Annotated in this window: 17 protein-coding genes; 5 read left to right on the top strand and 12 right to left on the bottom strand. The window is 73.2% G+C overall.

From position 1 onward, the window contains the following. Window positions 1-38: 38 nt before the first annotated feature. Complete coding sequence (locus ACFY3L_RS26590; RefSeq protein WP_389329348.1) at window positions 39-1,037, top strand: EamA family transporter; 999 nt, start codon at window positions 39-41, stop codon at window positions 1,035-1,037. Then, on the top strand, window positions 959-1,708 hold the full coding sequence (locus ACFY3L_RS26585) for a patatin-like phospholipase family protein (RefSeq protein WP_389330102.1): 750 nt from the start codon (window positions 959-961) through the stop codon (window positions 1,706-1,708). Before ACFY3L_RS26590 ends, ACFY3L_RS26585 begins: the two co-directional genes overlap by 79 nt. Before the next feature lie 31 nt (window positions 1,709-1,739). Here ACFY3L_RS26585 and ACFY3L_RS26580 read toward each other — a convergent pair whose 3' ends face one another. From ACFY3L_RS26580 to ppc, 11 genes are all read right to left on the bottom strand, one after another. Continuing rightward, the gene (locus ACFY3L_RS26580; RefSeq protein ID WP_389329345.1) at window positions 1,740-2,675 is read right to left on the bottom strand and encodes a MazG family protein; all 936 of its coding nucleotides are present in this window, start codon (window positions 2,673-2,675) and stop codon (window positions 1,740-1,742) included. A 6-nt stretch (window positions 2,676-2,681) separates the two neighbouring features. After that, window positions 2,682-3,365 carry a hypothetical protein gene (locus tag ACFY3L_RS26575; RefSeq protein WP_389329342.1) on the bottom strand — a complete coding sequence of 228 codons (684 nt, stop codon included), beginning with the start codon at window positions 3,363-3,365 and terminating at the stop codon, window positions 2,682-2,684. Between the two features lie 2 nt (window positions 3,366-3,367). Beyond that, window positions 3,368-4,447: a glycoside hydrolase family 26 protein gene (locus ACFY3L_RS26570; protein WP_389329338.1), complete on the bottom strand. Its 1,080-nt coding sequence runs from the start codon at window positions 4,445-4,447 to the stop codon at window positions 3,368-3,370. Window positions 4,448-4,470: 23 nt separating this feature from the next. Further along, window positions 4,471-5,217, bottom strand: a complete 747-nt coding sequence (locus ACFY3L_RS26565) for a methyltransferase domain-containing protein (RefSeq protein ID WP_389329335.1) — start codon at window positions 5,215-5,217, stop codon at window positions 4,471-4,473. Beyond that, window positions 5,214-6,707, bottom strand: coding sequence for a lipopolysaccharide biosynthesis protein (locus tag ACFY3L_RS26560; protein ID WP_389329332.1), 1,494 nt, complete (start codon window positions 6,705-6,707; stop codon window positions 5,214-5,216). The genes ACFY3L_RS26565 and ACFY3L_RS26560 overlap by 4 nt, the downstream gene beginning before the upstream one ends. Next, window positions 6,704-7,591: a sulfotransferase domain-containing protein gene (locus tag ACFY3L_RS26555; RefSeq protein WP_389329329.1), complete on the bottom strand. Its 888-nt coding sequence runs from the start codon at window positions 7,589-7,591 to the stop codon at window positions 6,704-6,706. Before ACFY3L_RS26555 ends, ACFY3L_RS26560 begins: the two co-directional genes overlap by 4 nt. Before the next feature lie 2 nt (window positions 7,592-7,593). Beyond that, the gene (locus ACFY3L_RS26550) at window positions 7,594-8,802 is read right to left on the bottom strand and encodes a hypothetical protein (RefSeq protein ID WP_389329326.1); all 1,209 of its coding nucleotides are present in this window, start codon (window positions 8,800-8,802) and stop codon (window positions 7,594-7,596) included. After that, window positions 8,799-10,172: an O-antigen ligase family protein gene (locus ACFY3L_RS26545; protein WP_389329323.1), complete on the bottom strand. Its 1,374-nt coding sequence runs from the start codon at window positions 10,170-10,172 to the stop codon at window positions 8,799-8,801. The genes ACFY3L_RS26550 and ACFY3L_RS26545 overlap by 4 nt, the downstream gene beginning before the upstream one ends. 70 nt (window positions 10,173-10,242) lie before the next feature. Beyond that, window positions 10,243-12,084: a GNVR domain-containing protein gene (locus ACFY3L_RS26540; RefSeq protein WP_389329320.1), complete on the bottom strand. Its 1,842-nt coding sequence runs from the start codon at window positions 12,082-12,084 to the stop codon at window positions 10,243-10,245. A 102-nt stretch (window positions 12,085-12,186) separates the two neighbouring features. Then, window positions 12,187-13,698 carry an adenylyl-sulfate kinase gene (gene cysC, locus ACFY3L_RS26535; protein WP_389329317.1) on the bottom strand — a complete coding sequence of 504 codons (1,512 nt, stop codon included), beginning with the start codon at window positions 13,696-13,698 and terminating at the stop codon, window positions 12,187-12,189. Between the two features lie 127 nt (window positions 13,699-13,825). Continuing rightward, window positions 13,826-16,651: a phosphoenolpyruvate carboxylase gene (gene ppc / locus ACFY3L_RS26530; protein ID WP_389329314.1), complete on the bottom strand. Its 2,826-nt coding sequence runs from the start codon at window positions 16,649-16,651 to the stop codon at window positions 13,826-13,828. A 206-nt stretch (window positions 16,652-16,857) separates the two neighbouring features. On the opposite strand from ppc, the gene mfd reads away from it, so the two are divergent. Further along, the gene (gene mfd, locus ACFY3L_RS26525) at window positions 16,858-20,442 is read left to right on the top strand and encodes a transcription-repair coupling factor (protein ID WP_389329311.1); all 3,585 of its coding nucleotides are present in this window, start codon (window positions 16,858-16,860) and stop codon (window positions 20,440-20,442) included. Between the two features lie 194 nt (window positions 20,443-20,636). Here mfd and ACFY3L_RS26520 read toward each other — a convergent pair whose 3' ends face one another. Then, complete coding sequence (locus ACFY3L_RS26520) at window positions 20,637-21,446, bottom strand: WecB/TagA/CpsF family glycosyltransferase (RefSeq protein WP_389329308.1); 810 nt, start codon at window positions 21,444-21,446, stop codon at window positions 20,637-20,639. A 79-nt stretch (window positions 21,447-21,525) separates the two neighbouring features. On the opposite strand from ACFY3L_RS26520, the gene ACFY3L_RS26515 reads away from it, so the two are divergent. Beyond that, on the top strand, window positions 21,526-22,449 hold the full coding sequence (locus ACFY3L_RS26515) for a sulfotransferase (protein ID WP_389329305.1): 924 nt from the start codon (window positions 21,526-21,528) through the stop codon (window positions 22,447-22,449). Next, entirely contained in the window at window positions 22,446-23,372 is a 927-nt protein-coding gene (locus ACFY3L_RS26510) for a glycosyltransferase (protein ID WP_389329302.1), read from the top strand. Before ACFY3L_RS26515 ends, ACFY3L_RS26510 begins: the two co-directional genes overlap by 4 nt. Window positions 23,373-24,145 lie beyond the last annotated feature (773 nt).

The raw sequence follows: 24,145 nt of genomic DNA, 5'->3' as shown, positions 1-24,145 counted from the left end.
CTGTAGCGTGGACCACTGGCGATCGTAAGTTCGCTGTCATGAACCGGCTGCACACCTTCTACTGCGTGCTGACCTGCGCGATCCTGGGCTCGTCGTTCACCGTCAGCCGGTCGCTGGCCGGCTTCCCCGTCCTGACCGGCCAGGCGCTGCGCTACACCCTCGCCGCGGCCGCGCTCGCCCTGCTCACCACCTGGCTGCGCCCCACCGGCCGCGAGCTGCTGCGCCTGCTGGGGGTCGCGGCGACGGGGCTCGTCGGTTTCAACGTGCTGCTCATGTACGCGCTGGGCCACGCCGACCCGGCGGCCATCGGCACGATCGTCGGCGCCAGCCCGCTGCTGCTCGCCCTGCTCGGCCCGCTGCAGGAGCGCCGCCGCCCCGCCCCGCGCCTGCTCCTCGCCGCCGCGGTCGTGGTCCTCGGCGCGGTCCTCGTGCAGGGCGGCGGCCGCATCGACGGCAAGGGCCTCGCCGCCGCGACCGGCGTCCTCGTCTGCGAGGCGGCGTTCTCGCTGCTGGCCGCGCCGCTGCTGCCCCGGCTGGGGCCGGTGCGGGTGTCGGCGTGGAGCACCGCCCTCGCCGTCCCGCTCCTCCTCGTCGCCCTGCCCTTCACCGGCGAGGTGCCGCGCCTGCCCACCGCCGGCGAGGCCGCCGCCCTGGCCTTCCTGGGGCTGGTGCTGACCGTGGTCGCGTTCGTCTGCTGGTACAGCGGCGTCGCCCGCCTCGGCATCGAACGCGCCGGCGTGTTCGTCGGCCTGGTCCCGGTGTTCGCCCTGCTCACGGTCGCTCTGGTGGACCGGGTCGCCCCCGGCCCGCACCAGCTGCTCGGCGTCGCGGCCGTCTCCGCCGGCCTGGTCCTCGGCCTGCGCGGCGGCTCGCCGGCACCGGACGCCGGCGCCGGGCGTGGTAACCAGGATGCGTGGAAGGCACCGCACGCACCGCACTCGTCCTCGGCGCCGGCGGCATCACCGGCGTCGCCTGGCAGCTCGGGCTCCTCATCGGCCTCGCCGAGCAGGGCCTCGACCTCACCGGCGCCGACCTGATCGTCGGCACCTCCGCCGGCGCGATCACCGGCGCCCTCGTCGCCGCCGGCCGCGACCCGGCCACCGCGGCCGCGATGGAGGCGCCGCTCGGGCCCGGCGAGCCGCAGATCCGCGCCGACTGGACCCGCGGCGCCGTCGCGTTCCAGCTGCTGCAGGACCCGTCGCTGCCGCCCGCGGAGCTGCGCCGCCGGATCGGCGCGATCGCGCTGGAGGCCGAGGTCGGGCCGCCCGAGCCGTGGCTGGCGTCCTTCGCCCGCCGCCTGCCGATCGACCGCTTCCCCGACCGGCTCCTCATCACCGCCGTCGACACCGCCACCGGCGAGCCGGCCTTCTGGACCGCGGCGTCGGGTGTCCCATTGGTGCCGGCCGTCGCCGCGAGCTGCGCGGTGCCGTGCCTGTTCCCGCCGATGCCGGTCAACGGCAGCAGGTACATGGACGGCGGCGTCCGCTCCCGCACGAACGCCGACCTGGCCGCCGGCTACGACCGCGTCGTCGTCCTCGCTCCGCGCATCCCGATGCTCCAGCGCGACACCGCCACCGTCGGCACGCTGATCGAGCCGGACCCCGCCGCCCAGTCCGCCATCGGCGGCAACGTCTTCGACCCGTCCCGCTGGCCCGCCGTCGTCGAAGCCGCCACCCGCCAGGGCGCCACCCACCCCCTCCCCTGGTGAGCGCTTCGGACCAGGGGGTGGTGCGGGATCGCTACTCCGCGCGGCGGACGGCGTCCAGGTAGGACAGCGCGGCGGTGCGCAGGGCGGCCTCGGCGTCCCGGCCGGTCCGGTGGGCCTCGACGACCAGCGCGAAGAGGGCGGCGCCGAGCGGGTCGGCGGGGGTGAAGTCGACGGTCAGGCCGGCCCGGGCGACCCGGTGCAGGAGCTTCGCGGTCAGGGCGAGCGCCGGCTGGGAGAGGGCGACCCCGTCGACGGCGGAGGCGCGGCCCTTCTCGGCCTGCTTGATCTGCTCCCAGTTGGCGATGATGTCGTCGATGCCGCCGACCTCGGTGTCGGCGAAGACGTGCGGGTTGCGGCGGATGAGCTTCTCGACGAGGTCGCCGGCGACGTCGTCGAGGGTGAAGCCCGCGGTCTCCTCGGCGAGGCGGGCGTGCAGGACGACCTGGAGCAGGACGTCGCCGAGCTCCTCGCGGACCGCTTCGAGGTCGGCGTCGCGGATGGCGTCGTAGAGCTCGTACGCCTCCTCGAGCAGGAACGGTGCCAGGCTCTCGTGCGTCTGCGCGCGCTTCCACGCGTCGCCGGTCTCGGGGTGCATGAGCCGGTCCATGACGGTGACGGCGTCCAGGACGCGGGCGCCGGGCGGGTCCCAGGAGCCGTAGAGCAGCTCCAGGACGGCGAGGCCGGGCTCGCGGGCCAGCCGCAGGCCCAGCGAGCGGGCGAGCTCCTCGTCGCCGTCGGGGGCGGCGAGCCACACGATGGTGCCGTGCTCGGACAGGGCGTCGAGCAGGACCTCGACGGTGGGGTCCACGACCGTCACGGTCGCGCCGGCGGCCCGCAGCGCGTCGACCTGGGGGGAGGCGGCACCCACGTACACCGGGTGGGCGCGGACCACGTCCCACGCCTCGGCGGTGAGCACGCCGGCCGGGAGGCGCGGCGAGGTCACCAGCAGGATCACGCTGCCCGGCACAGTTCCTCAGACCTCCTCGGCGAGACCTCCGTCGAAGGTCAGATGGACCAGGATACTGGCCCGGGCGACGCCGCCCCGGCCGATCTCGACGGTGACCGGCAGCCCGTACGTGAGGCCACGGAACCGCGGGTTGACGGTGATGCCCGAGTCGGCGACGGCGTCGTCGAGCTGCCGGCGCAGCGCGATCATCCGGCCGATCGCGTCGCGGGTCAGCAGGTACTGGACCTGCTCGAACGCGTAGAAGTCGGAGACCGGGCGGCCGTTGGCGAAGTACAGGGCGTCGAAGGCGGCCCGCTGCTGCGCGAGGTCCGGCTCGACGGGCGTGACGGCGGTGGCGAGGGTGAGCAGGACGTCCTGGGCCTCGGTGACGAGCGGCACGATCGGCGCGGCCGGGTCGACGCGGTAGTACTGCGCGACCAGGCCGGGATCGGTGTCCTGGCGGATCGCCAGGCCGCGCGCGGCGGCGAGCCGGCCGCCGACGTCCCGGATGATCATGGAGCCGAGGACGTACCCGGTGACGTCGCCGCGCTGGGCGGGGGCGTAGGTCAGGTCGTCGGCGACGGCGGCGACCTGGTCGATGGTGACGGCGCCGCCGCCGAGGTAGGCGGCGACGCCCGGGTCCGACCGGCAACCGGCGAGGGCGGTGCAGGCGAGCGCCGCGACCAGCGCGAACACACGGATCCGGGGCATGGTCACTTCTTCCTCGTCTTGCCGGCGGCGGCGGTGGTCATCGGCGTGTAGTGCGGGTCCTGGGCGAGGGACGTGCGGAAGGCGCCGAGGACCGCCGGGTCGTCCGACACCTGGAACTGTTGCGTGGGGCCCTTGTTGTCCGTCGGGTCGGACTCGAAGTACATCACGGCTCGGATCTGCGGGTTGGCCTTGAACGTCGCGGACGCGTCACGCAGCCATGTGGCGCGCTGCTCGGTGCCCCACACGCGGGCCACCCCGAACTCGCCGATCATCACCGGCTTCGTCGGGTGGGCCGCGCAGAACTCCAGGAACTGCCGCATCAGCGCGCCGATCGTGCCGTACCTGCTGCCGGCGTAGACGTCGACGCAGTTCCAGTCGACGGCGTCGTCGCCGGGGTAGAAATCGGCCGCGTAGCCGCCCTGGAAGCCCTCGACGGTCGGGCACCAGACCCAGGACGCGTTGGTGGCGCCCTCCGCGGTGAAGATGGCGCGGACGTGCCGCCAGGCGGCGACGTAGTCCTCCCCTGACCACATCTGGGCCCGCAGGTTGGGGCGGTCCATCTCCCATCGGAAGCGCATCAGCACCGGCTTGCCGAAGGCCTTGAGCTCGCGGGCCCGCTCCCGGATGAGGTCGTCGTAGCGGCCCAGGGTGATGAGCCTGGTGTCGCCGCCCGCCCACGACAGCATGAGGGTCGTGCCGCGGGCGGCGAACTGCTCGTCGGAGGCGTTGAAGAAGTTCTCGTCGAAGCGGCGGTACGTGTTGACGATCGCCATCTTGCGGCCGACGGACTTCTCCCACGCCGTCATCGCCGACAGCCGGCCCGACTCGGTGAGGTGCTCCGGCCGGACCCACGCGCCGAGGTACGAGCCGTGCTGCGGCGGCGCGATGGGGCCGGCCGCGAACGGGCCGGTCGAGGTGGCGATCGCCGGCGGTGCCCCGGGCTCCCCCGGGGGCGCCTGGGTGCCGGTCGGTGCCGGCCGCGGGGCCGGGGTGTCCTTCGTGGACATCACGCTGAGGGTCACCGCCGCCGCACCCGCCACGACGGCGACCACGACGGCGGCGACGAGCCCGATCCGCTTCACTGCGAGAAGGTCCTCCGCTAGAGCTACTTGGGTATCCGCCGTGCCACGTAGAGCACGTCGGTGGCCACCCCGGAGAGGCGGCGGCTGCGCGCGGCGATGTCATCGGTGCGGCGGGCGACCGGGCGCAGCCATTCGCGCCGGTACGCCCCGGCCGGGCACAGCGCGAAGCCGCGCCGCTCGACGACCTCGAAGCCGTGCCGGGCGAGCAGCTGCTCCACCTCGGCGTGGTGCAGCTCCGCGAACCAGGTGTTGGCGCGGTTGGAGCGGTGCCGCAGGTGCCGCAGCGACGAGCGGTTGCCGTGGTTCTCCACCACGAGCAGGCCCGACTCCGCCTCCGGCAGGATCTTCGCGGCGAAGGCGATCGCCCGGTCCCGGACGTCCTTCGGCGCGTTGAGCAGCAGCCGGAACACGGTCACCAGCGCCGGGCCGTCCGCCGTGGCCGGCTCCGGGACGGGCCCGTCGCCGTCGACCTGGTGCAGCTTCGCGTAGACGCCGTCCTCCTGGGCCTTCGCCAGCATCTGGGCGGACACGTCGTAGCCGTGCGCCGCTCGTACGACACCGTGCAGCAGCTTGATCGCCCGGCCGGTGCCGCACGCGAAGTCGTGCTGGACGGGCCGGCGGGCGGTGAACTCCCGGCGGACCAGGCGGCGCAGGAACGCGCGCTGCCGGCCGCTCACCGCCGTCGAGTAGGTCTCCGGCGCGTAGACCACCCGTTCGTACTTGTCGACCGCCGCATCCGACTGGAAGACCTCCGCGTAGTCGGTTCTCATCGCTCCCCCTGCATCAGAACGTGCCTCAAACGCACGGCCGCGTAGCAGTACGCAGCCGCACCCGCCCCCGTGGCGGCGAACTTCACCATCAGCCCGTGGACCGGCAGCACGGCCAGCTGCGGCACGGCGAAACACGATGTGGCCAGCCCGCAGGCGAGCAGCGTGGCCCGCCCGAACGGGTGCAGCCCGAGGCCCCGCACGACCTGCACGAGCGGGACCAGGTTGTTGACGAGCACCGCGGCGCACAGGCCGACGGCGGCGCCGAACGCGCCGTGCCCGGGGATCAGCAGTGCATCGACGCAGAGCATGGTGGCCAGGGCGAGGCCGACGTTGGCGAGGTTCCACCACGTGCGGCCGGCCATGGCGAGGACGACGTCGACCATCCCGCACGCGGTCGCGACCATCATCGTGGCGGCCAGGAGCCGCACGATGCGCGCGCCGCCCTCGTAGTGCTCGCCGAAGAGGTCGAGGTACAGGTGGGCGTAGGTGAACATCAGCAGGTACAGCGGCCAGCAGGCGAGCACGACCCAGGCGGTCGCCTGGCGGTAGAGCAGGTTCGCGCCGGCCTTGTCCCGCACGGCGAGGCGCTCGGCGAGGCGCGGCTGGACGGACTGGGTGACCCCCTGGTTGACGAACTGCCCGAGGATGACGAAGCGGCCGGCGACGGCGTACATGGCGGCGGGTGCCAGGCCGGCGAGCGCCGCGACGAGCAGCACGTCGACGCGCTGCAGCGCCATCTGCGCGAAGCTGGCGACGGCGCGGGGCACGGTGAACGCCCAGAACCGCCGCGGGGTGAAGTCGGAGCGCTCCGCCGCGTCCGATGTGGAGACCGCGATCCGGGTGCGGAGCCGGGTCAGGGCCACGCCGGCGAACAGCGCCGCCGGCAGGTAGGGCAGCGCCCACAGCGCGGCGAACACGTCCGGGCCCCAGCCGGTGATCCACACCAGTGCCAGCAGGACCAGCTGCGCGCCGGGCCGCATGACCCGGTCGAGCAGCACGGTCGGGCGCATCGAGCGCAGCCCGCGGGTCGCCGCGAGCAGCGCGTCGCTGATCGCGGCGAGCGGCAGGAACACGGCGAGCGTGCGGACCAGGTCGGGCCGGCCCGGCAGCAGGTCCGCGGCGAACCAGAGGCCGCCGGCGATGACCAGCGCCGCCACGGCGACCGGGGCCAGCGCCGCGCGCAGGCACTCGCTCAGCCGCGACAGGTCGCCGACCGCGCGCATCCGCGCCGGCCAGTACACCAGCGACGTCTGCACACCGAGCTTGGCGACCGTGACGCCGAGCCCGAAGACGGCCGTCGCGGCGAAGAAGGCGCCCGCGCCGCGCGGGTCGAGGGCACGGGCGGCGAGCCACGTGACGCCGAGCCCGGCGACGCCGGTGCAGACGGTGCCGGCGAGGTTGGCAATGCCTCCCCGGGCGGCGCCGCGCAGCATGCCGCGCGGCGACTCCAGGCCGGCTCCGGTGGTGGGCTTGTCGAGGGTCGCCGTCACGCCGGACTGTCCGCTGTGGACAGCCAGGAGGGACGGTGGCCGAGCCAGGCGGCGAGCCGCTCGTCGTAGGGCGCGTAGTGCGCGGCGAGCTCCTGGGCGATCGAGTCGTCGAGGCGGTTGCGGGGGCGGGCGTTGTGCCGCTCGAACGCCGGGTACTGGCCGGTCCGCGGCAGGCCGAGGAAGTCCAGGACGGCGTCGTACACGGGCTCCGGTCGCAGGAAGAACTCGGTGCTGTCGACGACGTGCACCCGGTCGCGGCCGAGCAGTGCGGCCATCGGCTCGATGTACTCGATGTACTCGCCGCGGGCCCGGTACGCGTGGTGCTGGTGCGCGAAGCTGTAGGCGCCCGGGTCGTCGACGAGCAGCTCCCGCTGCCCGGCGAGCCGCGACGGCTCCAGCGCGAGCGCCTTGCCGAAGTCGACCTCGGTCTCGAAGCCGCGGGCGACCTCGTGCGCGTGCTGGGAGTAGGCGCGCTCGACCGGGTCGCGGACCAGCACGACGAGCTTCACGTCGGGCAGGTCCCTGGCGATCCGGGCCAGGGCGTGCGGGTGGTACATGTAGTACGGGCTCGACTCGAACGTCTGCGCCGGCACGCCGAGCTCGTCGCGGATCCGGTCGGCCCGCCGCTGCAGGGGGAAGTGCCCGCGGTACCAGCGCAGCCCGTGGTGGTAGCCGACGTCGAAGTAGTGCACGCCCTTGTGCAGCACGGCCTTGATGACGGCCGGGTGCGCGGCGAGCGCGCGGTAGAGCGACGTGGTGCCGCAGCGCTGCCCCCCGCAGATCAGGAACTGCGGCAGCATCCGCCGGTTGGCGGTGAGCTGCCCGTAGTTGCGGGATCCGAAGTGGATGATCCGCTTCATCGTGTCGGGAACCTGCACGGGCATGGTTACAGAGCCTCCACTCGCGCGACGAGAACGGGCAGCAGCCAGCTGCCGAGCACGCCCAGCCGGGCGCCGGCCTCCGCCTGCCGGTCGGTGACGTACCGGGTGGCCAGGTCGATGAGGTAGAGCAGGGTGGTCACCTCGACCGCCTGGCGGTGCACCACGCCGAACGGCAGCAGCAGCTCGGGCGCGGCGTCGATGAGGTCGTTGACGGCTTGCGCCGCCGACGGTGCCCGGCCGATGCCGATCTGCAGCGCGTGGTGCAGCGCGTCGTAGCCGATCGGGACGCCGGGGGTGAAGCGTTCCCAGTCCCAGACCAGGATCGTGTCGGCGAGGCAGGCCATGTTCCATGGGGACCAGTCGCCGTGCCAGGAGCCGTAGGTGAGCTGGACGCCACCTGCCGCGCGGCCGATCCGCTCGGCGGCGGCCCGCAGTGCGCCGCCCTCGGTGTGGCCGGCGACGGCGTCGAGCCGGGCCCGCAGCCGGGTCCAGTAGCCGCTGTCGTCGAGGCGGCCGCGGCGGGTGCCGCAGCAGGCGGCGACCTCGCCCATCGCCTTGGCGAGCCGGGGCGCGGTCAGCGGGACCCTGGGCTGCCACACCGGCAGCGCCGACTGCACGAGCACCTCGTGCTCGCCCCACTGTCCGATGTGGATGGCGTCGGGCACCCGCAGCGTCTTGAACCCGGCGGTCGACACGGCCGCGAGCGCGTTGCCCTCGGCCTTCACCAGGGTGCGGGTCAGCGCCGACGTGCCGAGCTTCGCGAACGCCATGGTGGCGCCGGACTCGGTGAGCAGCTGCAGCACCGGCTTGCGGTTGGCCCTCGCCGGGCCGATGTGGACGCTGAGCCGCACGTCGGTGCCGAGGACCCGGCGCAGGTACGTGTCGATGGTGTCGGCGCCGGGCGTGATCCGCAGCCGGTCGCGCAGCAGCACCGACGACGCGCCGGTGCGCAGGGCGGTGACGACCGCGTCGCGCTTGAGCCTCGCCATCCGGGACTGCGGCTCGGCGTAGCGGCGCACGGCGGCGGCGGCGAGGCGGCGGTCGTCGGCGGGCACGAGCAGCCGCGGCTTGCGGGCGTTCGGCACGACCAGGTACTCCACGACCCCGGCGCCCTCCCCCGGGTACAGCAGGGCGAGGACCTCCTCGATGTACTGCGCGCGCAGCTGCTCGTCGTCGGCCTGCAGCGCGGCCGGCGCGGTCTTCACTGGGCTCATCGGCTCTCCAAACGGTTGCGCCACAGGACGGCATACGCGAGGAAGGTCAGCGCCAGCGGGGTGACGAGCGCGTTGTACCAGAACATCGCGGCGAAGCTGGACACGATCGCGGCGGACGCGGCGAGGCCGACGGGGGTCGCGTCGCGCCGGAAGCGCCACAGCCCGACCACGAAGAACCCCAGGTAGGTGCCGGTGCCGAGCAGCCCGTGCGCGAAGAGGAGCTGCCACAGCTGGCCGTTGCCGCCGATGGTGAAGTTGCCGCAGCGCTCACAGCCGGCGCTCTCCCCGACCGCGATCGAGTTGCGGCCGCCGATGGTGTTGCGGGTGGAGCCGAAGCCGATCAGCGGCGACTCCGCCACCCCGCCGATGGCCTTCTCGGTGGTGTACATGCGGACCCCGTTGGACTTGCCGTCCTCGAGGCGGGCGGCGACGACGTCGCCGAGCGGCGTGGTGGCGACGGCGACCGCGACGGCGACGCCGGCGACACCGACCAGGCTAAGGGCGGCGAATCGGCCCCGCAGCGCCAGGCGCACCGACACGTACAGTGCCATCACGCCCAGGCCGATCCACAGCCCGCGGTTGAGCGAGTAGACGATCGGCGCCATCGCCACGAGCAGGACGACGACGGTGCCCGTCTTGACCTTCCTGCTCCTGGTCAGCGACCAGCCGGCGACGAGCATCCAGCCGATGAGCAGGCAGACGTTGTTGCCCCAGGTGTTGGTGTACCCCCAGGGAGCGCCGGGCCGCGGGGTCTCCCCGCCGAGCAGGTTCATGATCTGCGCGGCGGTCGGGTGGACCAGCGACTGGATGAAGCTGTTCGCGCGCAGGTGGTGCGGCAGCAGCAGCTCCAGCGGGGCGGTGAACTCGAACCTGGGCGCGGCCATGCCGAGCAGCCCGCCGGCGACGGTGATGACGAAGAGCCACGCGAGCAGCCGGACGAACCGCTGCTGCGGCAGCTCCCGGCGGTCGACGTTGCCGGCGTAGATCAGGATGACGGTCAGCGCCGCGTAGCCGCCGAGCCGGTACGCGTAGGAGACCAGCCGGCTCGCGGCGGTGCCCGGCACGGTGCCGGTCGGGTCGGCGCCGAGGCTGAACAGCCCCAGCGCGACCACGGCGAGGAACAGCAGCCACAGCAGGAACCCGGGCGGCAGCTTGACGAGCTGCCCCGACGCGCGGTGCCGCACCAGCGACACCAGCATCGGCACGGCGACCAGGAAGAAGATCAGGGTGCCGAGGCCCAGGGCCCACCACAGCGGGTACGGCAGGAGCAGGCCGGTCACGGGCCAGGCGGGCAGCCGGTGCGCCCGTTTCAGCAGGCCGGGTCTCGGTGCCGCCGCCTGCAGCGAGGGATGGTTCGCGAGGGTGGTCATCCCGCCACCTCCGCATCGCTGCGGCGTCGGCCTGCCCTGAACCTGCTACATGATTCGCTCGCAAGCTCACTCATCGGCGCTTGTCAGCGCCGTTCTCACCCGCGGTGTCGGCGCTGACGCGGGTCACCGAGATGGTGCGGGTCTGCCGCTTCGGCACGTTCGGCGGCGCCTGCGCGACCTTCGGCGCCGTCGCGGTGGCGGTGCCGCCGACGGGTGCGGCGGCCGCGGCGGGCGCCGTGCGGATCCGCTTCGGGACCACCGGCTCCTCGGGCTCCTTCGCCGGCAGCTTCTCCAGGACGGCGGTCATGTCGTCGGCGACGGTGACCTCCTGCGCGTCGCGCTCCTCGCCGCCCCGGGTGGCGGCCAGGCGCGGCAGGACGACCGCGCCGAGCAGCGGCGTGCCGACCCGGCGCAGCTGGTCGGCGGCGTCGGCGACCTCGGTGTTGCGGGTGCGCCGCAGCTCGACCGCGACGATCGCGGCATCGGCGAGGCTGGCGAGGCTCTGCGCGTCGGCGCTGGTCGAGGTCGAGGGCGCCTCGACGACCACGTACGCGGCCCGCTCCCGCAGCGTCGCGAGGGTGTCGCGCAGCGCCTGCGACTGCAGCAGCCCGCCGGCGCTGGCGGTGCCGCCGGTGGTGACGACGCTGAGGTTGGGGTGCCGAGGCGCGCGCTGGGTGGCGCTGCTCAGGGAGAACCGGCCGGCGAGCACGTCGGACAGGCCCGGCACCGACCGCACGCCGAGCATCTTGTTGATGCTGGCGGTGTCGACGAGGCTGTCGGGGAGGTGGGCGCAGACGAGGACCGTTTCGGCGCCGGTACGGGCGAACGCGGCCGCGAGGTTGGCGGCGACGACGGTCGACGCGGCACCGCGGCTGGCCCCGGCCACGACGACGACCTGCCCGGCGAGGGCGACCCGGGCGTCGGCGCCCACCGGCGCGGGGATGCTGGCGAGGACCTCGTTGCGGAGCCGGTTGAAGATGCGGCCGCCCGCGCCGAACGGCGCGAACACGTCGTCGAGGCGCGGCTTGACCCGGCCGGGGACGGCGGCGAGGACCGCGACGTCGACCCGGCGGGGCAGGTCGGAGGCGCGGCGGACGCGCTGGTCGAGCCGCTCGCGCAGCAGGGCCGCACCGACGCCGAGCAGCAGGCCGAGCATGGCGCCGCTGGCGAGGTTGAGCAGCCGGTTGGGCTTCACCGGGCGGGACGGCAGCTCCGCGTCGCGGGTGATCTTGCCGGCGTTGACGGTCGTGGTGAGCAGCTGGTTGAGCTGACCGGCGAGGGTGTTGATCTGCGACGTGGCGGTGGTGCGCTGGCTCTCCAGGTTGGGCCGGTTGGGGTCGGTCGGGCGGAGGTTGGCGAGCCGGTTGTTGATCTGCAGCAGGTTGGCGTTGAGCTGGTTGAGCTTGTCCTGCAGGATCGCGATCCGCCCGGCGACCTCGGTCTTCGCGCTCTCCTCGCGGTTGCGCAGGTACGCCTCGGCGAACGCGTGGGAGCCGGCCTGGGCGGTGCGCGCGTTGCTGGACGAGTAGGTGATGACCAGGAACGTGGTGTTGGGCGGGACCTCGACGCGGACCTTGCGGGCCAGCTCGTCCGGCGACTCCGCGGCGCGCATCAGCTCGCGGGCGCCGGTGGCCACCGTCGTCGAGGTCACCAGCTGCGCCTCGTTGTCGAGGTTGATGTCGCCCTTGGTACGGCCGCTGGTGGAGTTCGCGTCCTGCCCGTTGCCGAGCGGCGACACGAGGACGGACGTGGCGGACTCGTACACCTTCGTCTGCATGCCGGTGAACTGCACCGCGCCGAGGAGACCGGCGCCGACCATCAGGAGCACCAGCCACCAATGGCGCCGGGCCATGCCGAGCAGGTCGACGCCCGGAGAGTCGATATCGGCGGAAAGCTGGCGGTTGGCGTCCATGAAGCGGCGGCCCCTTCGGCGTCAGGTTCTCCAGGGGCTAACGCTTCCGGGACGTCCGGCGTAATGGGCTGTTGTGCCCGCTTTTACGTCTTTACGTCTCTTTTACGGAATCGGGCGGGGGTCCAGCCAGCCGTTGTTGCCGAGGTAGCGCAGGACGGTGGTGACCGCCTCGCCGTACGACAGACCCGTCGTGTCGATCGTCAGCTCGGCGTCGACCGGTGTCTCGTACGGGTCGTCGATACCCGTCATGCCCTTGATCAGGCCGGCCCGCGCCTTCGCGTAGAGCCCTTTTCGGTCGCGCCGCTCGCACTCGGCGAGTGGCGTCGACACATGAACCAACACGAAACCGGCCCCGGCGTTACGGGCGAACTCGCGCGCGGCCACCCGGCCCTCGTGATACGGCGCGATCGGGCAGCAGATCGCCACCCCGCCGTGCCGGCCCACCTCGGCGGCGACCCAGCCGATCCGCTTGATGTTGGTGTCGCGGTCCGCGGCGGAGAACGTGAGGCCGGCCGACAGGTGCCGGCGGACGATGTCGCCGTCGAGCAGGGTGATGGTGCGCTCCCCCGTCTCCTGCAGCGCGTCGGCCACGCCGGTCGCCATCGTCGACTTGCCGGAGCCGGACAGGCCGGTGAAGAACACGACCAGGCCCCGCTGCCGGCGCGGCGGACGGTCCCGGGTCAGCTCACGGGCGACCGCCGGCGGGGTGTGCCACTCCGGCAGGATCGTCCCCCGGTCGAGGTGGTCGTCGATCTCCGCGGTGGTCAGCGGCAGCCGGCGGTGCTTCGGCGGGATGTCGTCGAGCGAGCGCCACTGCCCGTCGCGGCCGTCGTACGCGAGCTCGCGGGGCACGAGCACCCGCAGGCCGCCGCCGGACAGCATCGAGTCGCTGGACGCGAGCAGGTGGGTGACGCCGTAGGCGGCGGCGACCCGGGTGCGCAGCATGGCCGCGCGGATGTCGTCGCCGTCGTGGTGCGGCAGCGGCAGCGTCACGATCGTGCACGGGGGCATCCGGTCGCGGGCCGCCAGGACGCAGCGGACCAGCGCCTCCGGGGCCAGGCCGTCGGGGCCGGGGCTGCCGACCGGCACCAGCACGAGCAGGTGTGCCGCGAGTGTACGGGCGGCGCGCGCGATCTGGGCCAGCTGCGGCCGGTGCAGCGGGCGGTCCGCGATGACCCCGAGGACCCGGCCCTGCGGCAGCACGCCGCGCACCTCCGCGGGCGTCCTGCGCATGCGGCGGAACGGCCCGTGGCCGCCGTCGCCGAGCCGCTTGACCGTGCCGGCGGCGCCCCAGCCCTGCCGCGTCGGGTACACCTCGGCGGTGTCCATCGCGGCGATCGGGGCACCCTCGAGGTCGGCGAGGATCAGCACCCGGCGCGCCGGGTCGGCGACGTCGAGCTGGCCGACCAGGCCCGGCGGCACCTCCAGCGTCACCGGCACCGGCCAGGCCGTCCCGTCCGCGAGCCGGCCGTTGCGGCGCAGCGACGTCAGGTCCGCCGGGCCGAGGAAGCCGGTCAGCGGCCGGTACGCGCCCGACAGCAGCAGCTCGAGGTCGGCGATCTCCGACGGCTTGGGCGTGTAGGTCGGGGCGTCCCGGAGCACTTCGTCCGGCAACGACCATTCCTCGGCAGGCCAACCGTTCACAGACACGCGTGACAGTCTGTCAGTTTCCCGGCCTTTTCTCCCAGCGGGGGTTCTCGTGGCCGGGCCCGCCGTCTCTCCGGCGGGCCCGGCCACGGACTCAGCCCGTGTTGCGCATGCCGGCGGCGATGCCGTTGACCGTGGTGAGCAGGGCGCGCTCCAGGGCCGGGTCCGGCGAGGACTTCCGCCCGCCGCCCCAGACGCCGCTGTCGGCGGCCTTGCTCGCCCGGTACTGCGCCAGGAGCGAGACCTGCAGGTGGTGCAGGGGCTGCAGGTAGCTGTCGCGGACGCCGAGCGTGCGGTCCAGCACCGGCTGGCGCTCCAGCAGCGACGACTCGCCCGTGATCGCGAGGACCTCGGCGACGGTCTTGTCGTACTCCGCGCGGATGACGTCGAAGACCGGCTTCAGCGGATCGGGCACCAGCGAGTCGACGTAGCGCGAGGCGATCTCCAGGTCCGTCTTGGCCAGCATCATCTCGACGTTGGACAGGAACGTGCCGAAGAAGTGCCACTTCTCGTGCATCTCGCGCAGCACGTCGCCCAGGCCGGCCACGCGGGCCGCCTCCAGGCCGCTGCCGACGCCGAACCAGCCGGGCACGATCTGCCGCGACTGCGTCCAGCCGAACACCCACGGGATCGCCCGCAGGCCGCCGAGGCCGGCGTCGGCGTTCGGCCGCTTCGCCGGGCGGGAGCCGATGTTCAGCGCGCCGAGCAGCTCCGTCGGCGTCGCCGCCCAGAAGTACGCCGGCAGGTCCGGGTTCTCGACCAGGGCGCGGTAGTTGGCGAACGCGGCCGCCGACACCGTCTCCATCGCCGCGTCCCAGCGGGCGAGCGCCTCGGCGGGCTGCCGCGGCTCGGTGTGCAGCAGGGCGCTCTGCAGCACGGCGGCGAGCGTCAGCTCCAGGTTCTCCCTGGCCAGCGCCGGCAGCGTGTACTTGTCGGAGATGACCTCACCCTGCTCGGTGACCTTGATCGCGCCGTCGAGCGTGCCCCACGGCTGGGCGAGGATCGCCTCGTGGGTCGGGCCGCCGCCGCGGCCGACGGTGCCGCCGCGGCCGTGGAAGAGCCGCAGCCGCACCCCGTGGCGGGCGGCGACGTCACGCAGCTGCCGCTGCGCCTTGTGGATCATCCACTGGGAGGTGGTGATGCCCGCGTCCTTGTTGGAGTCGGAGTAACCGAGCATGACCTCCTGGACGTCGCCCCGGGCGCGCACGATCGCGCGGTACACCGGGATCGACAGCAGATCGTCCAGCAGCTCGCCGGCCATCTCCAGCTCACGAGCCTGCTCCAGCAGCGGCGCGAAGCCGACCCGGGCGCGGGCCGACTCCATCGACGCCCCGCCGAACCCGGCCCCGGCGCTGACCTCGACCAGGCCCCATTCGCGGGCGAGGACCACCGCGGCGAGCACGTCGTCGATGCCCTGCGTCATCGAGATGATGTACGTCTCGACGACCTCCGGGCCGAACCGCTCCTGCACCTCGCGGATCGCGGCGAACACGTCGAACGTCTTGCGGGCGGTGTCGGTCAGCCCGGTGTCGCGGGTGGCGAGGGGACGGCGGCCGTTGAGCTCGTCGATCAGCAGCTGACGGCGGGCGTCCCGGTCGAGCCCGGCGTAGTCGACCTCGCCGACCCGCCGGTACAGCTGGGCGAGCACCTCGTGGTGGGCGTCGGCGTGCTCCCGGACGTCGAGCGTCGCCAGCTGCAGGCCGAACGCGGACAGCGTGCGGATCGCCGAGGCGAGCTTGCCGGTCGCGGCGAGCTGGCCGCCGTTGCGCGCCAGGGACGCCCGCATCAGCTCCAGGTCGGCGATGAGCTCGCTGGTGCCGAGGTAGTCGCGGCCGGGCTTGTGCGGCGTGCCGGTGGCCAGGCGGTCGCGGGTGTGCTGCAGCTTCAGCCGGATGCAGCGCAGCTTCAGCCGGTAGGACTCCTCCAGGTTGACCCGCCGGTAGCGGGCCGGCAGCTCCGGCAGGTTGTCCAGGTCGGCGGCGAGGCTCGCGGACAGGTCCAGCGACACCCCGCGCAGGCGCTTGGAGACCGAGATCTCGTCGATGAGGCCGTCGATGACGCCCTCGGCGGCGCGGATGCCGTACTCGTGCTGGATCAGCAGGACGTCGCGGGTGACGGCCGGGGTGACGAACGGGTTGCCGTCCCGGTCGCCGCCGATCCACGAGCCGAAGCTCAGCGGGCGGGCGGTCGGGGGCAGCTGCACCCCGAGGTCCTTGAGCGTGTCGTAGAGGTCGTCGAGCACCTGCGGGGCCGCGCCGCCGGCCAGGTCGGCGAGGTAGTAGACCGCGTTGCGGGCCTCGTCGCTCGGCTCGGGCCGCTCCAGCCGCAGCTCGTCGGTCTGCCACAGCAGGTCGAGCAGCTCAGCCAGGCGGCGGTCGGTGCGGGCGGTGCGGGTCTTGTCCGGCTCCAGCGAGCCGTCCAGCGCGGTCGCGACCGCCTCGGCGTCCAGCTCGTCGCCGACGGCCCGCAGCTTCGTCAGGATCGAGCGCCGGGCCGCCTCGGTCGGGTGGGCGGTGAAGACCGGCCGCACCGCGAGCTTCGAGGCGATCGAGCCGATCTCCTTCACCCCGACGCCACGGTCGGCGATCAGCTTCGCGGCACGCTCCAGCCAGCCGCCCTCACGGACGCGGATGCGGCGCAGCTCACGGGCCCGGTGCACCTGCTCGGTGATGTTGGCCAGGTGGAAGTAGGTGGAGAACGCCCTGGCCAACTGCGTGCCGGCGACCACATCGAGGCCGCTCAGGCGCTCGGCGGCGGCCTCCGGGTCGGACCGGACCAGCGCGCGGACCTCTTCGACGAGGTCGAGCAGCTGCTGGCCGTCCTGCCGGACGAGACTCTGCCCGAGCAGCGAACCGAGGCGACGGATGTCGGCGCGCAGCGCGGCGTCGGCGTCGCTGGACGCGGGTGCCTCTGCAGACATGCTGGATCCCTCCGGACGAGACGGCTGGGACGGCGCTGTCCGTTTTCACCGGCATCGTATCGGCTACTACGACGCACCGTGCCATTCCGGTGAGTCAGGTCTCAACGCTGTCTTTGTCATACCCCAGGGCTAGGCTGGGTACCGCTTGATGCACCCCCACCCTTCCTGGGCGCCGGGGTTGTTTGCTGTGCAGATGGGTTGCTCCAATGCCAAGACTCGCCGGTCTCACCTCCGCCGCACTGCTGGACTCAGCGCTCGCCCGGGTCCGTGACCTGGCCCGGGGCGGCCACAGCGATCAGGTCGACCTGACCGCGCCGCCCGCGCTGCGCACGTTCGTGACGGCGGTCGTGGCGGCCGAGCGGCCCGTCCTGGCGGTCACCGCGACCGGCCGCGAGGCCGAGGATCTGGCCGCGGCACTGGGCTGCCTGCTCGACCCCGCCGACGTCGTGGTCTACCCGGCGTGGGAGACGCTGCCGCACGAGCGGCTCTCCCCGCGCTCCGACACGGTGGGCCGGCGGCTCGCCGTCCTCCGGCGGCTCGCGCACCCCACACCCGATGCCGGCCTGCCCCGAGTCGTCGTGGCGCCGGTCCGCTCCGTGCTGCAGCCGCAGCTCAAGGGCCTCGGCGACCTGTCGCCTGTGGTGCTGTCCCCCGGCGACACGGCCGACCTCGACGCGCTTGTCTCGCGCCTCGCGCACCTCGCCTACGCGCGGGTGGACCTGGTCACCAAGCGCGGCGAGTTCGCGGTCCGCGGCGGCATCCTCGACGTGTTCCCCCCGACGGAGGAGCACCCCCTGCGGGTGGAGTTCTGGGGTGACGAGGTCGAGGAGATCCGCTCGTTCGCGGTCACCGACCAGCGCACGATCGCCGCGGTCGACCGGCTGTGGGCGCCGCCGTGCCGCGAGCTGCTGCTCACCGACGAGGTCCGGGCCCGGGCCGCGGCCCTGTCGACCGACCACCCGCAGCTGGCGGAGCTGCTGGACAAGCTCGCCGGCGGCATCCCCGTCGAGGGCATGGAGTCCCTGGCGCCCGCGCTGCTCGGCGACACCGACTCCCTCGAGCTGGTCCTGCACACCATGCCGGCCGGCACGCACGTGCTGCTGTGCGACCCCGAGCGGATCCGCACCCGCGCGCACGACCTGGTCCGCACCAGCGAGGAGTTCCTGGAGGCGAGCTGGGCCGCCGCCGCGGTCGGCGGGAAGGCGCCGATCGACCTGGGCGCGGCCGCGTTCAAGAGCCTGGCCGAGGTGCGCGCGGCGGCTTCGTCGCTGGGGCTGCCGTGGTGGTCGCTCAGCGCCTTTTCCCTGCCGGCTTCGCCTGTGGCCGACGAGCCCTGGCGCCTCGGCGAAGACGTTCCGGTGGTGGTCTCGGACGACGCCATCTCGATCGCGCTGCCCGCGCAGCCCGCGCCGCTGTATCACGGGGAGACCGCGCGAGTCGTCGACGACCTGAAGCGGCTCGCGGGCGACGGGTGGCGGCTCGCGCTGGTCTTCGAGGGCACCGGCCCGGCGCAGCGCGCCGTCGAGGTGCTGCGCGACGCGGGCCTCGGCGTGACGCTGGTCGACGGCATCGCCGCGGTCCCCGAGCCGGGTGTCGTCACCGTCACCACCGGCTCGCTGGGCAACGGCTACCTGGACGAGGGCGCCCGGCTGGCGATCATCACCGGCACCGACATCTCCGGCGGCCGGGGCGCGTCCACCAAGGACATGCGCAAGATGCCTTCGCGGCGGCGCAATCAGATCGACCCCCTTGAGCTGCGCACCGGCGACTACGTGGTGCACGAGCAGCACGGCATCGGCCGCTATGTCGAGATGGTGCAGCGCACCGTCAACGGCGCCGACCGGGAGTATCTCGTCCTGGAGTATGCCGCCACCAAGCGCGGCCAGCCCGGCGACCGGCTCTTCGTGCCCACCGACCAGCTCGACCAGCTGTCGCGGTATGTCGGCGGCGAGACGCCCACCCTGCACAAGATGGGCGGCGCCGAGTGGCAGAAGGCCAAGTCGCGGGCCCGCAAGGCGGTCCGGGAGATCGCCGCGCAGCTCATCCAGCTGTATGCCGTCCGGCAGAACTCGCAGGGCCACGCCTTCGGGCCCGACACGCCGTGGCAGCGGGAGCTGGAGGACGCGTTCCCGTATCAGGAGACGCCCGACCAGCTCGCCGCGATCGAAGAGGTCAAGAGCGACATGGAGAAGCCGACCCCGATGGACCGGCTCATCTGCGGCGACGTCGGCTACGGCAAGACCGAGATCGCGGTCCGGGCCGCGTTCAAGGCCGTGCAGGACGGCAAGCAGGTCGCCGTGCTCGTGCCGACGACGCTGCTCGCGCAGCAGCACTTCAACACGTTCTCCGAGCGGGTCTCGCAGTTCCCGGTCGAGGTGCGGCAGCTGTCGCGCTTCCAGACCCCGACCGAGACCAAGCTGACCCTGGAGAAGGTCACCGAGGGCACGGTCGACATCGTCATCGGCACCCACCGGCTGCTGCAGACCGCGACCCGGTTCAAGCAGCTCGGGCTGGTCATCGTCGACGAGGAGCAGCGCTTCGGCGTCGAGCACAAGGAGTTCCTGAAGCAGCTGCGGGCCTCCGTCGACGTGCTCACCATGTCGGCCACCCCGATCCCCCGCACCCTGGAGATGGCGATCACCGGCATCCGCGAGATGTCGACGATCGCGACCCCGCCCGAGGAGCGGCACCCGGTCCTCACGTTCGTCGGCGCGCAGGACGACAAGCAGGTCTCCGCGGCCATCCACCGCGAACTGCTCCGCGACGGTCAGGTCTTCTACCTGCACAACCGGGTCGAGTCGATCGAGCGCGCCGCCCGCAGGCTGCGCGAGCTTGTCCCCGAGGCGCGCATCGCGGTCGCCCACGGCCAGATGACCGAGGAAGCCCTCGAGAAGATCATGGTCGGCTTCTGGGAGAAGGAGTATGACGTCCTCGTCTGCACCACGATCGTGGAGAGCGGCATCGACATCCCCAACGCCAACACCCTCATCGTCGAGCGCGCCGACCTGCTCGGCCTCTCCCAGCTGCACCAGATCCGCGGCCGCGTCGGCCGGGGCCGCGAGCGCGCCTACGCGTACTTCCTGTACCCGCCCGACAAGCCGCTGACCGAGCACGCCCACGAGCGGCTCGCCACCATCGCGCAGCACACCGAGCTCGGCGCCGGCATGTATGTCGCGATGAAGGACCTCGAGATCCGCGGCGCCGGCAACCTCCTCGGCGGCGAGCAGTCCGGCCACATCGAGGGGGTCGGCTTCGACCTCTACGTGCGCATGGTCGGCGAGGCCGTCCAGCAGTTCAAGGGCGAGCGCCCCGAGGAGGAGGAGCCCGACGTCAAGATCGACCTGCCCGTCGACGCCCACCTGCCGCTGGAGTACATCTCCGCCGAGCGCCTCCGCCTGGAGATCTACCGCAAGATCGCCGGCGCCAAGGACGGCGCCGCTCTCGACGAGATCGTGGCCGAGATGAAGGACCGCTACGGCGAGCCGCCGCTGCCGGTCGCGAACCTGCTCGCGGTCGCGCGGTTCCGCTTCCTCGCCCGCTCCTACGGCCTGACGGACGTGTCGCTGCAGGGCAAGCACGTGCGCTTCGGTCCGCTGCAGCTGGCCGACTCGAAGCAGCTGCGCCTCAAGCGCCTCTATCCGGAGTCGGTCTACAAGGCCGCCGCCGACACCGTGTCGCTCCCCCGCCCTTCCACCCGCCGCATCGGCGGCGAGCCCATGCGCGACACGCAGCTGCTCGACTGGGCAGCGGAGCTGCTCAAGTCCGTGCTCGGCGACCCGGTCCCCGCCTGACCCCTCACCCCCTCGGCGGGCCACCGCCCGCCGAGGGGCCCACATCCACCCTCACCGCGCGCCGCTCCACCGCCGCCCACCACTTCCAGGCGCCGTCCACATCCGCAGTCGGTCTACCCTGCCGTCGTGATCGAAGGACGACGCTGGTCGTCTGAGTGGTCGCTATCGCTGCATTTGCGGGTGGGCTGAGCGGGTCAGGCGCGGTGGGCGGGGCGGTGGGTCAGGCGGTGGTGCAGGGAGCGGGCGAGGAGGGCGGCGGCGAACGGGGCGTCCTCGCGCAGGTAGCGGCGGGCCAGGCGGCGGGGTTCGCGGGCCAGGCGGTCGAGCCACTCCAGGCCGGCCTTCTGCAGCGCCGGGTTCGCGCGCTGGATGTCGCCGGCCACGAAGTTGACGGCGGCGCCGCAGCCCAGGAACCACGTGCGGGGCAGGGCGGCGCGGAGGCGGCGGATGAGGTGCTCCTGGCGGGGGAAGCCGATGCCGACGTACACCATCTGCGGGTCGGCGGCGACGACCGCGTCGCACACCTCGGCGAGCATGGCAGGGTCCTTGTCGAAGCCGAACGGCGGGCAGAGCGTGCCCGCGATCCGCAGGCCCGGGAAGGTGTCGGCGAGGACGAGGGCGGCCCGGTGCGCACCGTCGTCGAGGTCGCTGGGCGTACCGCCGAGAATGAAGACACCGTGGTCGTCGGCGGCGAGCGCGCGGGACAGCGACCAGATGAGGTCGGAGCCGGTGACGCGGGCGGGGAGGTTCCAGCCGGCGAGGCGGGCCGCCCAGAGCAGGGGCGTGCCGTCGGCCACGACCAGGTCCGCCTCCCGGAGCTGGGCGCGCAGCTGCGGGTCGCGGGACACGTGGCGCAGGATGTCGACGTTCGGCGTGACGATCCAGCCGCCCTCGCCGCGGGCCAGGGCGGAGCGCACGTGCGAGACGACCTCCGCCTCGGTCAATGGGTCCACGGAGAGGCCGCCGAGAGGGACCCGCCGCCAGCGTGCTCTGGTGTGCAGCATCGTTCATCCGTAATTCGTCGTTAGAGGTAGCAGATGCCAGCACAGCTGGCATATCTACCAAAACGACCAAGGAGGACGGTTGGTACGCGTTCTGTTCCTCGGCGGGCTCGGGCGCAGCGGCACCACCCTGCTGGAGCGCCTGCTCGGTGAGCTGCCCGGCGTGTGCCCGCTCGGCGAGGTCGTCCATCTGTGGGAGCGCGACGTCGCCGGTGACGAGCGCTGCGCCTGCGGGGCACACTTCTCGTCCTGCGACTTCTGGCAGGCGGTCGGGGAGAAGGCGTTCGGCGGCTGGCAGCAGGTCGACGTGTGGCGGGTGCTCGCGCTGCGGCACGCGGTGGAGCGGACCCGGCACATTCCGCGGTTGGCGAGTGTACGGATGAGCCCCTCCCACCGGCTGCTCGTCGAGGAGTACGCGGACTGGTACGCGCGGCTGTACGAGGCGGCGGCGGTCGTCTCCGGGGCCGAGGTGCTCGTCGATTCCTCGAAGCACGCGGCGCTGGCGTACTGCCTGCGGTTCGCGCCGAGCATCGACCTGCGGGTCGTGCACGTGGTGCGGGACAGCCGCGGCGTGGCGTACTCCTGGACGAAGAAGGTGCGGCGGCCCGAGACCGACGGCGCCGAGGAGATGACCCGCTACTCGCCCAGCCGGTCGGCCCTGCTGTGGAACGCGCACAACACCGCGCTGTCGGTCCTGCACCGCTGCGGGGTACCGGTGATGCGCGTCCGCTACGAGTCGCTGCTGGACTCCCCTTCAACCGTCCTGTCCGAGATTTCGGAATTCTCCGGCCTGGCGGACAGTGGGATGGAGTTCCTGCACGGCGGCACCGCCGAGCTGGGGCCGTGCCACAGCGCGGCCGGCAACCCGATGCGCTTCACCGTCGGCCCTGTCCCTCTGCGCCGCGACGACGCCTGGCGCACCGCGCTGCCGGGGCGGCAGCGACGGGTCGTCAGCGCGCTCACCGCGCCGTTGCTCGGCATGTACGGCTACCGAGGTGCCCGATGAACACCGCCGCTCACTGGCCCAGCGTGGGCGTGGTCGTACCGACGCGAAACCGCCCTCAACTGCTCGCCCGCGCTGTCGAGGGCATCGTCGCCCAGGACTACCCGGGACCCGTGCGCACCATCGTCGTGTTCGACCAGCACGACCCCGACGCCAGCCTGTGCCGCGGCGGCGACCGCCCGCTCGACGTGCTGCCCAACCTGCGCAAGCCCGGCCTCGCCGGCGCCCGCAACACCGGCATCGTCGCCCTGGACACGGACCTCGTCGCGTTCTGCGACGACGACGACGCCTGGAGCCCGACGAAGCTGCGCCGGCAGGTGTACGCGCTGCAGCAGCGCCCGCAGGCGGAGTTCTGCACGGCGGCGATCGAGGTCGAGTTCGGCGACCGGCTCACCCCCCGCCTGGCGGGGGCGTCCCTCGTCGGCCTCGACGACCTGATCCGGTCGCGGATGTCGATGCTGCACTCCTCGACGTTCCTGGTGCGCCGCTTCGTCTTCGCCGACGACGAGATGGGCCTCGTCGCCGAGGACGCCCCCGGCAGCCAGAACGAGGACTGGGACCTGCTCCTGCGGGCGGCCAAGCGCGGCGAGATCGTCCACGTCGACGAGCCCCTCGTCCGCGTCCTGTGGGGCCGCACGTCGATGTTCGCCTACGAGTACGCCACCAAGATGGCCTCCCTGCGCTGGATGATGACCCGCCACCCGGAGATCGCCGGGTCCGGCACCGGCGCCGGCCGCGTCTACGGTCAGCTCGCCTGCTGGTCCGCCGCCTCGGGCAACCGCCGCGACGCCTGGCTCTGGACCAAGGCCGCCATGCGCTCCAACTGGCGCGAACCCCGCGCCGCCATCGCCCTCGCCGCCGTCACCGGCGTGGTCAAGGTCGAAAGCGTCCTCGGCGCCCTCCACCGCCGCGGCCACGGCATCTGACACCACAGGCCACCCCGACCGGCAACGGCTCGCCCGCGACCCGTGAACGTCACGGGCCCGGGCGAGCCGCCCGCCCATGATCCCCGCGTACGAATCTCTCCAGGCCGGCCTGAATCCACATCGGGCGCCCCCTGGCCGGACGCGCTCCACCGGACAACAGCCCTGCGCACTTCGCACGCCGCCCCGACATCGACAGGTCCGTGACTGCGGCGAGGCCGCGGACAGCGGCCCGCCGCGGTGCTCACCTCGACAGGCGCCGCAAGGGCTGGATCGCCGACTCCGAAGAACCCGCGGGCGGGCGACCGGACTCGATGCGCTCTCACACTCACGCCGCTGGTCACCACATCGCCGCGGCGACGATCCTCAACGCGCAGACACCGCATACGGCGGGCGGCTGGCCCAGCTCAGCACGCTCCCACGGCCCACGCCGCTGGTCACCGCATCAGCCGCGGCGACGATCCTCAACGCGCAGACACCGCATACGGCGGGCGACTGGCCCACCTCAGCACGCTCCCACGGCCCACGCCGCTGGTCACCGCATCAGCCGCGGCGACGATCCTCAACGCGCAGACACCGCCACACGGCCGGCTGGCTCGGCTCAGCGCGCTCCCACAGCTCCAGACCCTGCGCGGTGTCGGCTACTCACTCCGGTAAGCCCCGGACATGAACGCCTGGCCGCTCCGCGTCAAGCTCACACCGCTGGTCGCCGCAGTTGCCGCGGCGACGATCCTCAACGCGCACACACGGCCGGCTGGCCGGGCCCGGCGCGCTCT

The sequence above is a fragment of the Dactylosporangium sp. NPDC000521 genome, from assembly GCF_042898305.1.
Taxonomy (GTDB): Bacteria; Actinomycetota; Actinomycetes; order Mycobacteriales; family Micromonosporaceae; genus Dactylosporangium.
The sequence above is the reverse complement of the archived record's forward strand: the minus strand, read 5'-3'. Positions and strand labels throughout refer to the sequence as shown.